This is a genomic window from Pelotomaculum schinkii (assembly GCF_004369205.1).
GTDB classification, from domain to species: domain Bacteria; phylum Bacillota; class Desulfotomaculia; order Desulfotomaculales; family Pelotomaculaceae; genus Pelotomaculum_C; species Pelotomaculum_C schinkii.
In genome coordinates this window covers 764,953-784,197 of sequence record NZ_QFGA01000002.1, presented here as the reverse complement: position 1 = coordinate 784,197, position 19,245 = coordinate 764,953, and the positions used below count along the sequence as shown (strand labels likewise).

Below are 19,245 nucleotides of genomic sequence, written 5' to 3'. Positions count from 1 at the left end.
CATCATGTTAAATTATGCTATAATATATATTGCCTAAAGGCATATGGTTTTGATGCCCACAAGGATGGGCCGTGCAGCTCAATTTAAAATGACGAAAACATATATAACGAGACAAAAATACATCTAAGCATCTTCTTGCTGGATAGTTTGTTTTTTTGGGGGGGGGAAGCCGGGAACACAATTGCTGTACCAACGGGATATTAAAAGAAAGAGGGGGGATAAAAACGCCTTCAGATAAGGCTATTGTATTGGATAGTTAAGCAATTAATCATCAATTAAAAAGGAGGAACTAAGGCTAATGCGTTTTAAAGCAAAGTGTCGCGCCCTGTCCTGGCTGCTCACGGCATTGATGTTGCTATCGTCGTTCCTTAATATCATGCCGTTGACTGTAGCAGGCGCAGAAACGGATACAACTCCGCCCGCCTGGGAAAACGGTACGCTCAATGCCACCGCTGTGACTGATCAAAGCCTGACCCTGGACTGGTCCGGCGCCCAGGATGACACCGGGGTGACGGGCTACATAGTATATGAGAACAGCTCTGTGCTGACCATGGTGTATGGGGCCGATACCTGTGACGTCAGCGGCCTGCAGCCCGCAACATCCTACAATTTCGCAGTGCAGGCGCTGGATGCGGCCGGCAATGAAAGCGCAACCGGACCCGGCGTCACAGTAACAACAGCAACAGTTGCTTCGGGTTCAACAGATCAAACTGCACCCGCCTGGACTGACGGAGTGCTCGACACGGCCAATATAACAGCGACCGGCTTGACTCTGAATTGGTCAGGAGCAAGCGATGACACGGCTGTAACCGGTTATAAAGTCTATCAGGGGACAGAACTTTTAGTTGCGCTGGGGGATGTTGCAACTTATGACGTCAGTGGCCTGAGCGCTGCCAGCGCATATACCTTTACAGTACAAGCCCTGGATGCCGCCGGCAATGAAAGCAGTAACGGACCTACGGCCGCTGCAACAACTGCAACGACTGCAACAACAGCAGCAACACCTGAAAGCGATGCCACAGCGCCCGCATGGCCGTCCGACAGCACCTTGACAGCGAGTAATGTGGCTCAAAACAGTCTGACCCTGACTTGGACTGAGGCCACCGACAATGTGGGTGTGACGGGCTACGAAATATACCAGGACAATACGGTTCTGGCGACAGTCGATGGAAACACGTTGAATTACAATGTCACCGGGCTAACCGCCGGCACTCCATATAGCTTTAAAGTCGAAGCCGGTGATGCGGCGGGCAACTGGAGCAGCGGCGGCCCGTCTGCTGATGCGACTACAGCAGCTGCTGTAACCGCGGACACCAGAGTCACCGCTTATCTGGCTAGCATCAACAGCGATAACATTACTTCAACGAATATAGAAGCAATTGACAGCAGTGTATTGGCGCCGCTAAACCCCATTATTAAACTGAAGTTTGCCTATAATGTGATAGCTAACACTGCCCAGAATATCAACTGTATTACTTTGCTGGACAGCAGCGGCCAGCAGGTGCCAAACGTGAATGTATTTAGTTTGGGAGATACAAGTAATACACAAAATCCCGAGAAAACCAACTTATTTGTTCAACCCCAGACCCAGTTAACTCCCAACTCAACTTATAAGATTGTCGTATCACCGGACGTTACCTTTAAAAATGGAAGTACACTGGGTGAGCCTGCGGTGGAGATTCCCTTTACCACAGTGGCGGACATCCCTGACGTTGCTTTGACAAGCGCCTTGCTGTCCGGCCAGACATTAACTTTGACCGGACTACCTGATGGAGCCGAACTGGAATACCGGATTGTTACCGGCAGCACCTCCGGTGACTGGACTGCCCTGCCCTATACGGGAACGACGGCGGCAATTGACGCTGCTGCATTAAGCATCCTTACCGGAACCAGTCAGGTGGAAGTGCGGGTCAAAGGCGGGGATGGCGCAACAGCCAGCAAGACTGTCTTCCTGACCGAGGACGGGAACCAAGTGGAGATGCAAAACGGCGTTCCTCTTTGTTTTGAAGACAATGTCACCGTCACGGCGGAAAACCTTGATCCTGCTGCGACCAACCGGGTCAGTCTTAAGCGTACTGTGATCAATAGAAAGTATTTTATCACTCCAGTAGGGTTTGCTTATGAGTTTTATCTCCAGGGTACCGGAGACGGTAAGAAAGTAACCCTTACTTTCCCGGTGGACCCGAGCCTGGATATCAACAAGATGTCTGTATATACCGGGGATCTGCTGTACCTGACCCCGGACCGCAGTCAGGCTGATAATCACCTGATTAGTGTAACCGCCACCGATGTGCCGGAAGCGGGCGGGACTTTTGTCTATCAAGTCTTCTACGACAATACGGCACCCGGACCGGTGGCTTTTACAGCCCCTCCCACTGTTGATATCGAGAATTATAAAATTGTCTTCCCGCAGATCCAGTGCTATGACAATGATTGTATCAGTTATGTTGAAGTGTACCGGGACGGCAAAATGGTGGGTTACGTTGACGGCTCCGGAGGGTTCGGAAGCGCTACCTTCACAGACGCCGACTCCACTCTGCAGGTAGGTCAGACTTACGCCTACAATATGAAAGCCTATGACCCCATGGGCAATTGGAGCTGGTGTGCTAATAATGCAACCCCGGAGGATGAAGAGCCCAATCTCACAGGGGGCGTCAAAGTATTGTTCAGTTCAGACGCCGATGTGTTTGCCACGATTAGGCAACAGCTTGAAGATGGGACTATTCCCATTGTTTATGCGGACGGGGACAGTGCCGACCACGTGGTTACCGATATCCAACTGCCTTTTACGACGTCCGTGGATGAGCAAGTCCGTATTTGGTGGACTTCCAGTGATCCGGAAATTATTAAGATGTCATCTGCAGAATCTGCTAGGGTGATTAAAACAGCTGACGGTAGTGATAAAGTGGTAACCTTAACGGCAACGATAAAACGCGGTGAAGTAATTGATCCTGTCACTGTATCGAAACAGCTGCGGGTGACCTGGGAACCCTGGGCCAACGGGGTTATGCCTGTTCATACCTTGTCTGAACTCCAGTATGCTATAAATCGGGACAATATTCAGACGATTATTCTTAAAGATGGTTTTCCTGATTTTCCCAATAATGTCTTTGATGCCAAGGGCAAGACCCTTGTAGTGGAGCCATTTGCAGTTAATGCTATTAACAGCGCCGGTGTTAACATAATTATCAAAAATGCCGTGATTGACGCCAACCAGACCTCAGACCCAAGTTTATCCTCAAACCCGGTTTTAAACTATTCCTTTGTGGCTCTGGCGCAAAGCCGGTGCGGTTATAACTTCGAAAACGTGGAATTCAAGGGCGGGGAAAACCTGGACAGTTTCATCCTCTCCCACGGCGGCAGCCTCGTGCTTACCAATTGCCGCTTCGGCAGCACCAAAGTGGCGCCTGTCATCGTTACACAGGGTAATGCGGTCAATGAGCCAACGGGCATCAGGATTGAGAACTGTACCTTCGACGGCGCCGGCAAACCTGGCTATGGTGTACTCTACGATAAAATCGGAACCCTTACCGCTGTTAACAACACCATTACAGGATACCAGGGAACCATGACCAGCGGCGGACCTTCGGCGGGATTACTGATCACCCCGGGCCGTACTGCGACCCTGATCGGGAACAAGATCAGCAATTGTGATGACGGCATTTTAGTTCAAACCAAGTCGACAGCCAATACCGTCATCAATGGTGTAAAGATCACCGATGCGGCGTCTGCAGCGACTGCGGGAACAGCCTTGCTGACAAATAATGAACTGACCGCCGGCAGCGGACCGGTAGTTGTTGTCAACAACGTGGACAGTGTTTTCCATCCGGTGGTCTTGTATCAGGCGGCAACGGATGACCAGACTGCCTCCTCCCTGGGAGCGCCTGCCTGGGCGGCGAACAGTACCCTCACCGCCAGTGCCATTGATGAAACGGAACTGACTCTCACCTGGAGCGGAGCCAGTGATACCGTGGGCGTGACCGGATACCGGGTGTACCAGGGAGCTGACCTGATCGCTATAGTCAGTAATACTTCCTGCCATGTCACCGGCCTGCGGCCCGGTCAAACCTATCAGTTCAGAGTTGAAGCCGGCAATGCCGAGGGGAAATGGAGTCTGGACGGTCCTGTTACCACTGCTGCGACTCTGCCCAATACTCTCCCGGTCTGGCCGGAAGGCAGTAAGGTCACTGTAACTGCAGTAAACCCCAACAGTGTAATACTGAGTTGGACCCCGGCTACTGATAAAGAGGGGCTCCACGCCTATTGGATCGGTGTTAATGGTCAAAGGACAGCCCGCTGGACTGCACCGGGCTGCCTGGGCTGTGAAGTTAATGAATTACAACCGGATACCGAGTATACTTTCCAGATCTATGCTGAAGACGCGTTGAGCAGGTTGTATAGCCCCGGTCCCAGTGTAACCGCCAGAACAGCAGCCAGCTCCGCTATGAACTGGTCCATAAATAACAAAATTATTGTCAGCAACCTCAAAAGCACCAGTCTTACCTTGAATTGGGCGCAGCCCTGGCAAAGCGCCAGTTCAGGATTGCAATACAAACTGTACCAGAATGGCGAAGTATTGACTACTTTCACCTACGGCTACACCCTTCTTCCCTTTACCTGCCGCTACAATGTAACGGGACTGCAACCAGGGACGACTTACAACTTCAAGTTGGAGTTAATGGATACAGAGAATTCCGAAACCACAGATGGGCCCAGCATCTCCGTCACCACTCCGGCTCAGGGCAGCCAGAGCGGATACATCGGGCAGCCGGTGGATATCTATTTTCAGGGCGATACGGAATGGATGAATTCAATCAGTGACGTGCTCCTGGGAGTTCAGGGCGCCTGGCCGGATCTCGGTACTTCTGTTTTCAATCAGTGCACCATAACCCCGGGCCATATCCTGATTGCTGCCGGTGTGTTTGAAAACCCCAAGAATGATACGGTAGTGATCAGGGCCAACGGGTATCCGGATATTTTTGTCAACCAGATCATGGTTGCAGATTCCTCTTCAAAATTATTGGCGCCATCCCTGGCAGCTGCTGTTAATAACACCGTCGGCCTGTCAGTGAAGCTAACCTTTGCCGACAATGAAGCCTGGCGGGCGGCCATTACCGGCATAACCGTAGACGGTGCGGTTGTGGACAAGGCCAGGTACAGCGTCGCTGCCGGTGTCATCACCATTGATCCGAGTGTTTTTACTGCAGCTAAAGACTATGCAATCGTAGTAAACGCCACAGGTTATAACGACGCTGCGGTTACCCAAACCATGAAGGCATTAGCTAGCAATACCTGGGGTGATGTAAACAATGATGGTACAGTTAATATCCTGGATGTTGTGCAGGCAGTTAACTTCGCTTCAGGTAAGACAACTCCGACTGCGGCGCAGTTAAATGCTGCCGACCTCAATGGTGATGGTAATATCAATATCCTGGATGTGGTGCAGATGGTGAAAAAGGCTGTAGGAAATTGATGGCAGGATAAGCAACTTTGGTAAACCATTAAAAAATTGCAGGAAAAGGCATACCGCAGGGCAGGGGGGGGGATAGGTGATTCCCTTAATGGGTTAAACAATTTATTTCAAGGGAATAGACAACTCCCCCTGCGCGGCTTGCCTTCTTGTGATAGCAGGCGGCTCATAACTATGGATGACCGATAATTGATATTACGCAATCTATGTAAAAGAAGAAGCTATATCAATTTGCTGAAGGTGATTATTAAGTGAAAAACAAACATAAACCTCTTATTTTAATTGCCATCATGTTGTGTTTCCTGGTTGCGGCTGGCAGCATACCTGCTTTTGCGGCAGGGAACACAGTGGATGTGGTCAGCACTGTGGCCGGTACTGGAATTAACGGTTATGCAGGCGATGGCGGACCGGCTGTTAGTGCGCAAATATCGAGTGTTTACGGGCTGGCGGTTGACAGTGCAGGCAATATCTATATACCTGATCAATACAATCATCGAGTCCGCAAGATTGACACCGACGGCAATATCAGCACCGTAGCGGGTACCGGCAATTCCGGTTATTCAGGTGACGGCGGTTCAGCCCTGAATGCAGATCTGAAAGCTCCAACAGCGGTGGCGGTAGACAGCTCTGGAAACCTCTACATTGCCGGTTATAGAAGTTATCGAATTCGCAAAGTTGACGCCAGCGGCAACATTAGCACCGTGGTGGGTACCGGGAGTTCCGGTTATGCAGGCGATGATGGACCGGCTGTCAATGCGCAAATATCATCGTATGTTTACGGGCTGGCGGTAGACGGCGCAGGCAACCTCTATATTGCTGATAGTAACAACTACCGGATTCGCAAGGTAGATAACAACGGCAACATCAGCACTCTAGCGGGGACTGGAAGCAACGGTTATTCGGGCGATGGCGGGCCGGCTGTGAGTGCGCAAATATCGCAGGTTTATCAGCTGGCCGTAGATAGCGCAGGCAATCTTTACTTTGCAGATAGCCAAAATAACCGAATTCGCAAGGTGGATACCGCTGGTGTTATTAGCACCGTGGCAGGCAACGGCGCCGGTGGTTTTGGCGGCGACGGTGGTCCGGCTACCGCCGGGCAGCTAGATTATCCTCATGGAGTGACAGTGGACAGCGCAGGCAATATTTACATTGCCGATAGTAATAACCAGCGAATCCGTAAGGTGGACGCCAGCGGCAATATCAGTACTCTGGCAGGTAGTGGAACTTATGGTTTTTATGACGGACTGGCTACCGCCGCTGAATTTTTTTCACCGTATGGTGTGGCGATTGACGGGACCGGTAAACTTTATATTGCGGATAATAGCAACTATCGAATTCGCCTGGTTAAGTCTGTTGAATTTGATCCAACGATACCCAGTTGGCCGGACAGGACTTTCACTGTTTCGGACCTGACCGCCACCGGCCTGACTTTGAATTGGAACCCGGCGGCAGATGATGTGGCTGTCACCGGCTACAGGATTTATGAGGGCACAACTTTACTGACGCCTGACCTGGTAACTACGACCACTTACAATGTAAGCGGGCTTACGCAGAATACCAGTTACACCTTTACCGTTCAGGCGGTGGACGGGGATGGGCACGAAAGTCTCTACGGACCCAGGGTTTCGGCAACCACATTAGACGCCACTCCGCCCGCCTGGACCAGCGGCAGCCTCACGCAAACCGGGCTGGTTGCGGACAGCGTAACCCTGAACTGGAGCGTAGCAACCGACAACCAGAATCAACTAAAGGGCTACAAGCTCTACCAGGGCGCCACTTTATTGACGCCTGACCCGATCACGGCAACTGCTTATACTGTGAGCGGTCTCACTCCCGCTACCCAGTATACTTTTACCGTCCAGGCAGTGGATACGACCGGGAACGAGAGCACTGATGGCCCCAGTCTCACTTTGACCACCAATGCTTATGACGTGACCCCGCCCGCCTGGACCAATGGCAGCCTTACCACTGCCGATCTGGGCCCGCAGAGTGTGACGCTGAACTGGAGCGGGGCCTGGGATAACATCGGGGTGACAGGCTATAAGGTTAAGCTCTACCAGGGCAGTGATGCCAGTACTCTGGCGGATGAAACAACCGTTACCGATGCCAGCTGTACACTGCCGCTTTTTTCCGGTACGGATAACACTATAAAAGTGGAAGCGCTTGACGCCAATGGCAACGAAAGCAGTGACGGTCCCCAGGTAACTGTTACTACCCCGAAACTCAATCCCGGAAGCACTTACCCGATTTATACCGGCCGCCCGATGATCTATGAAGGTGGACTTGTCATCGACCTGTTGAACTTAAAAGTTCCTTCAGGTGCTACTATGACAGTTACCGAATACACACCGGATCCTGTCCCAGGTCTTAAAGTGGCTGGCAAATTTATACATGCGGAATTTACCGGTTTTGAGTTCAAAGGCGCGATGAAGATAACTTCCCCCCTGGTAGAGGGAGTAAACCCTGAAAAATGTACGGTTTACCCGCTTCAAGGAAAATGGGTCACCGGCATCGTTCCAGAGGTGCAAGGCAGCAATATAACCGGAACGGCGTATTATGATTACCGGTTTGTTAAAGACTTTGGCGTCTGGGAAGATACGCAAGCACCGGTGGGGTATGCCTTTGATACGCCTTCGATTTCGTCCGATAAAGTACGGCTTGACATTAAAGAGCCCAAAGCTGGTACAGATGTGTACCCGGACCCCGCCGGCATCGTTAGCTACAATATTTACCGTGATGATGTCCTGCTGGGTCATTACGATGTCAACAAAGATTATATCGGTAATTGGTGGTGGTATTTTAGTCCTGTAACTGCCCCAGGTTTCTATGATACCAGCGTTGAGGCAGGACATACCTATCGCTATAGCGCAGAAGTCATAGACTGGTTCGGCAATATATCGGCGAAGCTGCCGGAAATCAGTGTATACGTTCCGCTGGATGATGCCGATATCGTGGCAGCTATTAAGGCCATGGACCTGGTTACTTTTGCCGCTGGGGACAGCGCTGATAGCGTAACCCAGAACTTAAGTCGGAAGCAACAACCTTATTCCAACGCTACGGTAAGCTATACATCTTCAAATAGCGCAATTCTGGATCCTAACAGCTTCTATGTAACCAAACCGGCCGACGCTGATTCCGCTGATGTCACATTGACTGAAACCATCACATGTGGGTCAGTAACGGACACCAAGGTGTATAACTTAACCGTGCGCTGGACGGAGACCACCCCAGCCAGAACCTGGGACGAATTTAAAATCGCACTCGACAAGCCCCAGGTGAAAAACATCGTTCTGACTAATGCAATGATGGTAGGAGGCACATATGACTTCAAGGGTAAATCAATCTCGGCAAACTTTAGTGGTGAATATATCTTCTGGCCGGATTGGCAAAAGGGTCTAAACCTGGGCAACTTTACCTTTGACGGTAATGGAGTATCAACGATAAACAAATTTGCTTCTGTGCCCGACTACCTTTTCATTAACCTGGATAGCATTAATTTCCAGGGAATGGATAATTACGGTTATATTATTAATGCTGTCGAGAATAATACCACACAGCAATATGAAGTAGTTCTCAATAATTGCCAGGTTTCCAAAACGAAACAGTATGCCGTTTTTGCTACCGCTTCTACATTGGGAACACCTGGCACAGGCAAGAAGCTGACCATAACCAACAACACTTTTGCCTCGGGGGCCAATAACTGCATTGAGGCCGGTGTCGTGACTATAACCGGCAATACCTTTAATTCCCGGCTGGAAGCCGTTGCCGGCGCCACCCTCAACGGGGTTGCCATCACGGATGCAGCTTCAGCCCAGGCCGCGGCGCAAGCAGTGCTCGACGCCAACACATTTACAGGTTCTGACGCAGAAATCATCATCTATGATACGCAAAACAATATCCTGTACCAGTCAACAGCAGCGGCTGCTGCGCCCACCTGGCCGGATGGCAGCGGCCTGACGGCATCCAACGTTACCAGCAGTGAGTTGACCCTGACCTGGACCCCGGCCGCCGATGATACCGGGGTGACTTCCTATGCCATCTACCAGGGCACAACACAGATTGGCACGGTTGCAGGCGCCGTATACAGCTACAGCGTTACCGGCCTGTCGGCAAACACGACATACACCTTCACCGTGCAGGCGGGGAATGCCGCCGGCAACTGGAGCACTACCGGCCCGAGCACCTCGGTGACTACGGCTGCCGCTGCTTCATCCGATATCACCGCGCCCACCTGGCCGGATGGCAGCAGCCTGACGGCATCCAACGTCACCAGCAGTGAGCTGACCCTGACCTGGACCCCGGCCGCCGATGATACCGGAGTGACTTCTTATGCCCTCTGCCAGGACACAACACAGATTGGCACGGTCGCCGGCGCCGTATACAGCTACAGCGTTACCGGCCTGTCGGCAAACACGACATACACTTTCACCGTACAGGCAGGCGATGCCGCCGGCAACTGGAGCACTACCGGCCCGGCAACCACGGTATCCACGCTGTCGTCTAATACCGGTACGGCTCCGGTACTGACAGCCGGCAATGTCAGCGGCGTTGCCGGGGATGTGATTCAGGTGCCGGTTACTTTAACAAGTTCGGGTGAAGTAACCGGACTGCAGTTCGACATAAGCTATGACCATACCCAGCTGGTTTACCAGCAAACCAGCTTAGGAAGCCTTGCAAACGGCTTTTCCCTTATCACCAATCCGGTAGGTGATAGCTTAAGGGTGATCATCTACAACGGAAGCAACACACCTGTTCCCAGCGGCAGCGGCACGGTAGCGCAGCTGCAGTTCCAGGTTGCCGCAGGAGTGCAAACTGGACAAACAAGCACACTGGGGTTAAGCGGGGTAATTCTTTCCGATGCCCAGGGCCAACCTATTACGGCAACAGTGAACAACGGGCAATTCAGCGTACCCCAGCCTGCTGACACCGCAGCGCCCACCTGGGCAAGCGGCAGTTCGTTAACCACGAGCAATGTTACCCAGAGCGGCTTGACCCTGACCTGGAGCACCGCCACGGATAACGTGGATGTAACCGGGTACAAGGTCTATCAGAACGGTACGGTACTGGATACAGTGTACGGCAGTACCCTGACTTATGATGTTACCAGATTAAGCGCTGGCACTCAGTACTCCTTCACGGTGCAGGCGGGCGACGCCGCCGGCAACTGGAGCAGTGACGGCCCGGCTGCCACGGTATCCACATTGTCGCCTCCTGTTGGTACGGCTCCGGTGTTGACGGCTGGTAACGCCAGCGGCGGTGCCGGAGATGTGATTCAGATACCGGTCACCTTAACGAGTTCGGGTGAAGTAGCCGGACTGCAGTTTGATTTAAGCTATGACCATAACCAGTTGATTTACCAGCAAGCCAATACCGGGAGCCTGGCAAACGGCTTTACTGTTAGCGCCAACCTGGTAGGAGACAAATTAAGGGTAATCATCTACAGCACCAGCAACACACCTGTTCCCGGCGGCAGCGGCACGGTAGCGCAGCTGCAGTTCCAGGTTGCCGCAGGAGTGCAAGCCGGACAGACAAGCGCACTGGGATTAAGCGGGGTAATTCTCTCTGACGCCCAAGGCCAGTCCATTGCGGCAACAGTGAACAACGGTCAATTCAGCGTACCCCAGCCTGCGGACACCATGGAACCCACCTGGCCGGATGGCAGTACTCTGACGGCTGGCAATATAACCCAGACCGGACTGACTCTGACCTGGACCACCGCCACGGATAACGTCAGCGTAACCGGCTACAAGGTTTACCAGGGCGGTACGGAAGTGGCTGCAGTTGATGGTAACACCCTGACGTATAATGTTGCCGGTCTGACCGCCGGCGCCCAGTACACCTTCACCGTGCAGGCAGGCGACGCGGCAGGCAACTGGAGCACGGACGGCCCCAGCGTCACGGTGGCGACAAGCAATGCCGTAACGATTACTGATTCGAGTGTGACGATCACGGATGACGGCGCCAATAAAGATCTTGCCGTAACCGCGGATACACCGGCCGATGTCAAGATCACAGTACCTGCCAGTGTAACCGACGCGACGGTTAGCGTGTCGGCATTGCTCAACGCGCCTGTCGCAGGTACGGTAACCACAACAGCTTTACCGGCGCTGGACATAGCAGCCAATACTTCCGTCAGCGCCGACCCAGTGCAGGTAACCATTCCGGCAGGAGCCACCGTAAGCGCTCCCGAAGGGTGGAACGGCGCCATTCATATGCCGGCAGTTCGGTCTAACGGTTCCGTAACGGTAACACCGGACACCGGAAAAACTGCTACAGTCAACGCTGTCATAGAAATTGGCTATGGCGATGTGCCATTGACCTTCAATAAAGCTGTAAGGATCCTGATCCCAGGTCAGGCAGGCAAAGATGTTGGTTATAGCAGGGGAGGCGTGTTCACCAAAATAACCAACTTCCTGAGCTCTGACAGTCAGGAGGCGGGTGACGCTCTGACCTCGGGCGGTGATGGTAAGATTGACGCTGGTGATGATCTGGTGGTTTGGACCAAGCACTTTACCCAATTTGTCACTTACACCCAAACTGCGGTTGTGTCCGACACCACCGCGCCGAGTTGGAGCAGCGGCAGCCTGACGACTTCCAGCGTGAGCCGGACCAGGCTGACCTTGACCTGGAGCGGCGCCTCAGACAACGTCGCCGTGACCGGGTACAACGTTTACCGGGGAACCACCCTGCTGACCGCGAGCCCGGTTGCTGATACCAGCTACAATGTAACCGGTCTGAGCGCGGGCGCCCGGTATACCTTCAAGGTGCAGGCGGTAGACGCGGCCGGCAATGAGAGCGCGGATGGTCCCAGTGTCACCGTGACGACAACTAGTTACAGCGGCGGCGGTAGCTCAAGCACATCGAATACGGTTAACTCCACGACAGGAGCGGCAATTGTAACACCCAGTAAGGGTGGTACAATAAGCCTTGGTGATGAAGCTACTGTAGAAATTCCGGCAAACTCACTGCAGGGAACCAGTACTGTAGAAGTAAAAATACAGAAAGTAGACCAACCTCCCGAAGTGTCTGAAGGCTTCAAACTGGTTGGTAGTGTATACGAGTTCAGCGTAGACGGCCAGGACAACTACAGCTTTGCCAAGGATGTAACCTTAAAGTTTAGCTTCAACCCGGCGGACCTTGCTTCGGGCGAAACCCCGGCTGTCTACTATTATGACGAGACTGCAGCTAAGTGGGTGAGCCTTGGCGGAGCCGTGTCGGGCTCTACCATCACCGTGAAAGTTAACCACTTCACCAAATTCGCCGTACTCGCTGCTGTCAAACAGGAAGAAGAGACTACAGTCGCTAAGGATGATATCCCCGGCCAAGAGACTACGCTCACCCTGAATGATATTGCCGGTCACTGGGCTGCGGACAACATCAATAAGCTGGTTGCCCTCGGCGCCATTAACGGCTATTCTGACGGCAGCTTCAAGCCCGACAGCAACATCACCCGGGCCGAATTTGCCACTGTGCTGGTAAAAGCATTCAAGCTGACCCCCCAGAGCGGCAAAGTGTTTGCAGACACCGCCGGCCATTGGGCCAAGGATTACATTGCCACGGCAGTTTATTACGGAATTGCCGACGGGTACGATACCGATACTTTCGGGCCGGACGATTTGATTACCCGCGAGCAGATGGCGATGATGGTGGTCAAAGCCGCGAAGCTTCCCGTGGGAACTGATGAAACCACCTTCGCGGACAGCGCGGACATCTCCTGGTGGGCCAGGAGCGTCGTAGCCACGGCTGTCGAGAACGATGTTATCAAGGGGTACCCTGATAACACCTTTAACCCTCTGGGCAGCGCCACCAGGGCCGAAGCTGTCACTGTGATCGTCAACGCCCTCAAGTAACAAATTAGCTCAAAATCATGTATGAAGGCGCAGAGGGAATCCTATACGGATTTCCCTCTGCTGGTATATTAATAACTCGACAATAACTCGACAATAACTCGACGGTCAACCTATGAAACATGCTTTGGAGCAATAACAAACCTTGCAGAATTGGAGCTGAAATGATCTGTATTAAGGAGGGTAAGGCATTGAAAAACATCAGAAATAAAGCTATGGGCATACTGCTCTTCGCATTAATTTTACTTGCTTCATACATAGGCGTATTACAACCGGCTGAAATTGCGGCAAATGCTGGTACGGCTCCGGTACTGACAGCCGGCAATGTCAGCGGCGCTGCCGGGGATGTGATCCAGGTACCGGTTACTTTAACAAGTTCAGGTGAAGTAACCGGACTGCAATTTGACTTAAGCTATGACCATACCCAGTTGATTTACCAGCAAACCAGCGCAGGGAGCCTGGCAAGCGGCTTTTCCGTTATCACCAACCCGGTAGGTGATAACTTAAGGGTGATCATCTACAACGGGAGCAACACACCTGTTCCCGGCGGCAGCGGCACGGTAGCGCAGCTGCAGTTCCAGGTTGCCGCAGGAGTGCAAGCCGGACAGACAAGCGCACTGGGATTAAGCGGGGTAATTCTCTCTGACGCCCAGGGCCAGTCCGTTGCGGCAACAGTGAATAACGGGCAATTCAGCGTACCCCAGCCTGCGGATACCATGGATCCCACCTGGCCGGATGGCAGTACTCTGACAGCCGGCAGTGTAACCTCGACCGGCCTGACCCTGACCTGGACCCAGGCCACCGACGATACCGGCGTGACCTCTTATGCCATCTACAGGGATGGGACGAAAATTGGTACGGTCGACGGGGCCTTATACAGCTACAGCGTTACCGGCCTGTCGGCAAATACATCCTACACCTTCACCGTGCGGGCGGGGGATGCCGCCGGCAACTGGAGCACTGCCGGGCCGGGCACGGGCGCTACCACCCTGGTTGCTTCAGCCGGCCTGACGCCGGTCAGCGCCGCCACCGATCACCTGGGCAAGGAGGTCATTCTGCAGTTTGACCGGGCGATGGCCGATCCCAGTGGGACCCAAAACCAATTCACGGTTAATAACGGTACGACCTCAGACCCGGTCACAGGAGTGGCCCTGGGAGCTAATACCGACCAGATCGTGCTGTTCCTGGCCAACTCTGTCTCCAGCGCCGCTACCGTTACCCTGAGCTATGCCCCGGGCACGGTTACCGCAGCCGACGGGAGCGAGCTGCAGTCCCTCACCGTTCAGGCGGTAACCAATAACGTGCTGCCTGTCAGCTCAAGCATGGTAGGCTTCGATGGAAACGCGGTGGAGACATCCTACGATGCGACCGGCGCTGTCCTGAAGTACCGCTACGTCGACCCGGTGGACTACGACAACGTCCAGCTTGCCTGGTACTTTACCAACGGGTTCGCTAACCCCATGGTGAGCAACCTGAACAGCTATGTGAAGATCTACGAGAAAGACAGCGGCGCCCCGGTAACGCTCCCGAATCTCATGACCCAGCCCAACACTCCGAAGACGTATAACGGGCCGCTGGCGGCATACTACGGACAGACCATCAACGAGCAGGTGGTTACCGACTGGTACTTCTGGCAGATAGGAGGCAACTCTCCCCTCGGCCTCGACCTGGTGAGCCGCGCTCTCAAGCCTTCCACCACCTACATCGTGGAGATCGACAAGGGCTTTACCTTCAACAGCGGAAAGTCGACCGCCACCACCTATACCTTCGAGTTCACCACGACAGCGACCTCGCAGTACGCTCCGTCCTGGGCTGATGGCAGCAGCCTCACGGTCTCAAATCTCGGAGATACCAGCCTGACTTTAAGCTGGCCGGCCGCTCAGGATAACCACGGAGTGGCTTATAATGACACTTACAGTGGTCAGTACATTCCTAACATTAGTTATAACATCTACCAGAATGGTACTCTGCTGGCCACAGTTGACGGTAAGGCCACTTCCTATGATGTTTGCCGTCTTAGCCCTGACTCATCCTATAATTTCAAGGTGGAAGCCACTGATTTTGCTAATAATCATAGCCTGACTGATCTGCAGACTACGGCCAAAACGAATGAGCAGAGCCCTGCAGTACCTATCACCAGTCCAATTGTTACTATTGATGAGAGTGGCAGCAATAGGAATCTGGCGGTAACCGCCAGTACTCCCTCTTTCCAATTGACCGTGCCGGCCAGTGTAAGTAATGCCACCCTCGATCTATCTTCATTGCTGAATACCTCCGGTGTTACCACAGCTACCAGTGCATTACCGGCGATGGACATAGCTGCTTACACGGGTATTAGCAGTTCCGCGGTAGTTGTACGCGTACCTGCCGGGACCACCATCAGCGCTCCGGCTTCATCCAATTGGGACGGCACCATCAACGTGCCCGCAGTACAGCCCAACAACACCGTGACCGTAACCCCGGATACCGGGAAAACCGCCACAGTTAACGCGGTAATAGAAGTCGGCTTTGGTGACGTGCAGCTGACATTCAGCAATGCCGTCAGGATCCTCATTCCCGGCCAGGCCGGCAAGGATGCAGGTTACTACAGGAACGGGACATTTACTAAAATAACCAACGTCCTGACTTCCGACAGCCAGGACGTTGGTGACGCGCTGGAGCCGGGTACGGACGGCAAAATCGATGTTGATAATGATCTCGTAATCTGGACCAAACATTTCACCGGGTTTGTCACTTACACCCAAACTGCTGCGTCTAGCGGTGGCGACAGTGGTGGTAGCCACAGTGGCGGGTCTGATACACGGTCGCCTGAATGGCCGGACAATGCCGCGGTGACAGTCAGCAGAAATCAAACCGAAGCCACCCTGACCTGGCCGGCAGCCACGGACAACGTAGGTGTCGTCAACTACAGAATCAAACGTGACGGGGTAGTATTGGGCAGCGTAGACGGCAGTACGACCACATACACCGACACAGGGTTGCAACAGGGCACGAACACATATGTCTGGTCGGTTGAAGCGGTTGATGCGGCAGGCAACTGGAGTACGGCCATTACCGGACAGGGTTTGTCCGGACAAAATCCTTTGTCTTTCGTTGCCGCAAGCTCCACACTGACGACAGTCAACGGTGACAATTCCACCGACGACGGCCCCATAGAGGGGAGTACCACTGTGCCGGTGAACCCCACGGTCAGGCTTTACTTTGACCGGGGTGTGACGACCGATGCTGTCTGGAGCAACAACCAGCAATGTCTTACCATGCAGGACAGCACAGGCACAAAGGTACCCATAAATGTTTTCAAATTAGACTCTACAACAATTAACGATAACTTACACTATATCTTCATCACCCCGAAGAGCAATCTGACTTCCGGGAAAACGTACAAAATCATCATCAGCAAAAATTTGACGGCCAATAACGGACATACACTCGGCGAAAACAACGGAAACACGAACGAAGTCGTTACCTTCACTGTAGCGGCAAGCTCCGGCTCTCCCACTTCCGGTGGCAGTGGGATCTCTGTTACCACCAACGGCCCCACCTATACCAACGGGAGCGCCTCTGTTGACCCGGCTGTCGGGGCGACAGTCGGATTGGGCGACCTGGCCAGGGTAGTTATACCCGCCAATGCTCTACAAGAAACCGGCTCTGTTACGGTTGACATCAAGAAGGTAACCTCGCCGCCGGAAATTCCCGCAGGCTTTAAAGCGGTAAGCGACGTGTATGAGTTCAGCGTTGGAGACAAGACTGCCTATAGCTTTGCTGAAAAAGTTGCCCTGACGTTTGAATTCGACGCTTCCCAAATCGGATCGGACGGGGTACCGGCCGTATTTTACTACGACGAGTCCCAGGCAAAGTGGGTCAATATCGGGGGCACGGTGTCCGGTTCGACCATCACTGTGGAGGTGGAGCATTTCACCAAATATGCCGTGTTTGCCGTACCAAAGGCAGCGACCCCGGTTGTCACACCCACGCAGGAAACCTTGAATGACATCGAGGGCCACTGGGCTCAAAACAACATTGAAAAACTGGTGGCCTTAGGGGCTGTCAGCGGCTATCCCGACGGCAGCTTCAAGCCCGACGGTACCATCACCAGAGCAGAATTTGCCACCATACTTGTAAAGGCGTTCAAGCTTACCCCCAAAAGCGGTAAAGTCTTTGCGGACACCGCCGGTCACTGGGCCGAAGACAATATTGCTACGGCAGCAGCCAACGGAGTACTCAGCGGTTATGACGACAACACTTTTGGTCCGGACGACCTGATTACCCGCGAGCAGATGGCCATAATGGTTGTAAAAGCCGCGCGCTTAACCATGATCTCCGAAGGAACCTCTTTTGCGGATAACTCCGGTATATCCGAGTGGGCTAAAGGCGCTGTTGCCACGGTGGTAAAGAACGGGCTTATGAAAGGATACCCGGACAACACCTTCCAGCCCCTGGGCAGCGCTACCAGGGCGGAAGCGGTGACGGTGATCGTCAACGCACTGTAACCACCGCTAATAACTAGTTGTAAAGCACAAGGGAGGAGGAAATTTGCAGTTTTCCTCACTCCCTTGTGCGCCTGGGAAAGGAAGGTAAACGATATGTTAATCAGGAGCATTTCGTGTCGTTCCGGGCTGATTGTTGTAATGCTCATCACGCTCCTGCTGGGAGCTATACCCCTGGTTGCCTACGGAGAGAGCGGCACGGATCAAGGACAGGGCGCCGGTAGCGCCGCTCGAATGGCAAAACTGCTTGGATGTGAGCCGGCGGCTACTTTAATTAGCGACCAGGGTTCTAAAATGGAATATCAGTTTGACGATTTAATTGATTACAATCACGTGGAACTGGTCTGGTATTTTCCCTTCGGTTTTTTCAAAACCTTGGAAGCCAACCTGGAAAACAACGTGAAATTTTACAATAAACAAACCAGCCAGCCTGTTGTATTGCCTAATATAGTAACTGTGCCGATTACAGTTGACAATTACTACATGGAAGTTACCGACTGGTGGTTTAAAAGAATCACTGCGCACGCCCCGCTGGGGTTGACGCTCAAAAGCACCTCGCTTCAGCCGGCCACAACCTATGTTATTGAAATCGGTCCTGATTTTGAATTCAACAACGGGCTGAAGCTGGGGAAGACCTATACCTTTGCGTTTACTACCAAAGGAATAGACCCGGGCGGCACAACCACTTCCGTACCCTCTGATGAGCAAGCCACAAATCAAATGACGCCCGGCCAAACGCCAGGCTGTAGCGACATAGGCGGCCACTGGGCTGAAGCCGGCATTAAGCAGCTTGTTGCGGCAGGGATCATGAACGGCTACCCGGATAATACATTCAAACCGGATGATACAATCACACGGGCGGAATTTTGCGCCATACTGGTAAAGGCGCTCAAGCTGACCGGAGAGGCCGGTGCGGCCTTTGCCGATACCGGCGAGCACTGGGCTAAGGACTATATCGCCACCGCCGCCGCCAACGGTATCGTGCATGGTACAAGCGGGAATAATTTTGCGCCCGATGTTCCGGTCACCCGTGAACAAATGGCGCTCATGATCTGTCTGGCGAAAAAAATGACTGCGCTGGATAGCTGGCAAGACTTCAGCGATGCTGATCAGCTTTCCTACTGGGCTATGGACGCGGTGAAAACGGTTAGCGCGAAAAAGCTCATGTCGGGCTACCCGGATAACACCTTCCGGCCGCAAGACTTTGCCAGCCGGGCGGAAGCAGCAGCCGTTATTGTGAAATTATTGTAGTTGTCCATGTCGCTTACGCGGCGCCAGCATAAAACCAAAACTTGAGCCAATGTAGGCGCCATTTCAATCGCACAAAGGCGCGTTAACGCCGAACTTGTGGCAGCCAATGTAACATTTGTGCGAATGAATTCGCACCTGCATTTTGGGGTATCGCTTCGTATGCCGGACTAAAAGGGGGTGATGCGCTATC

The 19,245-nt window shown here is 53.0% G+C and carries 4 protein-coding genes; all 4 read left to right on the top strand.

Annotation, left to right across the window (positions count from 1 at the left end):
* The first annotated feature begins 298 nt into the window (after nucleotides 1-298).
* Nucleotides 299-5,473, top strand: coding sequence for a fibronectin type III domain-containing protein (locus tag Psch_RS14625; protein ID WP_190258608.1), 5,175 nt, complete (start codon nucleotides 299-301; stop codon nucleotides 5,471-5,473).
* A 248-nt stretch (nucleotides 5,474-5,721) separates the two neighbouring features.
* On the top strand, nucleotides 5,722-13,320 hold the full coding sequence (locus tag Psch_RS14620) for a fibronectin type III domain-containing protein (RefSeq protein ID WP_190258607.1): 7,599 nt from the start codon (nucleotides 5,722-5,724) through the stop codon (nucleotides 13,318-13,320).
* Between the two features lie 188 nt (nucleotides 13,321-13,508).
* On the top strand, nucleotides 13,509-17,807 hold the full coding sequence (locus Psch_RS14615) for an S-layer homology domain-containing protein (RefSeq protein WP_190258606.1): 4,299 nt from the start codon (nucleotides 13,509-13,511) through the stop codon (nucleotides 17,805-17,807).
* Nucleotides 17,808-17,900: 93 nt separating this feature from the next.
* Nucleotides 17,901-19,055, top strand: coding sequence for an S-layer homology domain-containing protein (locus Psch_RS14610; protein WP_190258605.1), 1,155 nt, complete (start codon nucleotides 17,901-17,903; stop codon nucleotides 19,053-19,055).
* The last annotated feature ends 190 nt before the right edge of the window (nucleotides 19,056-19,245 follow it).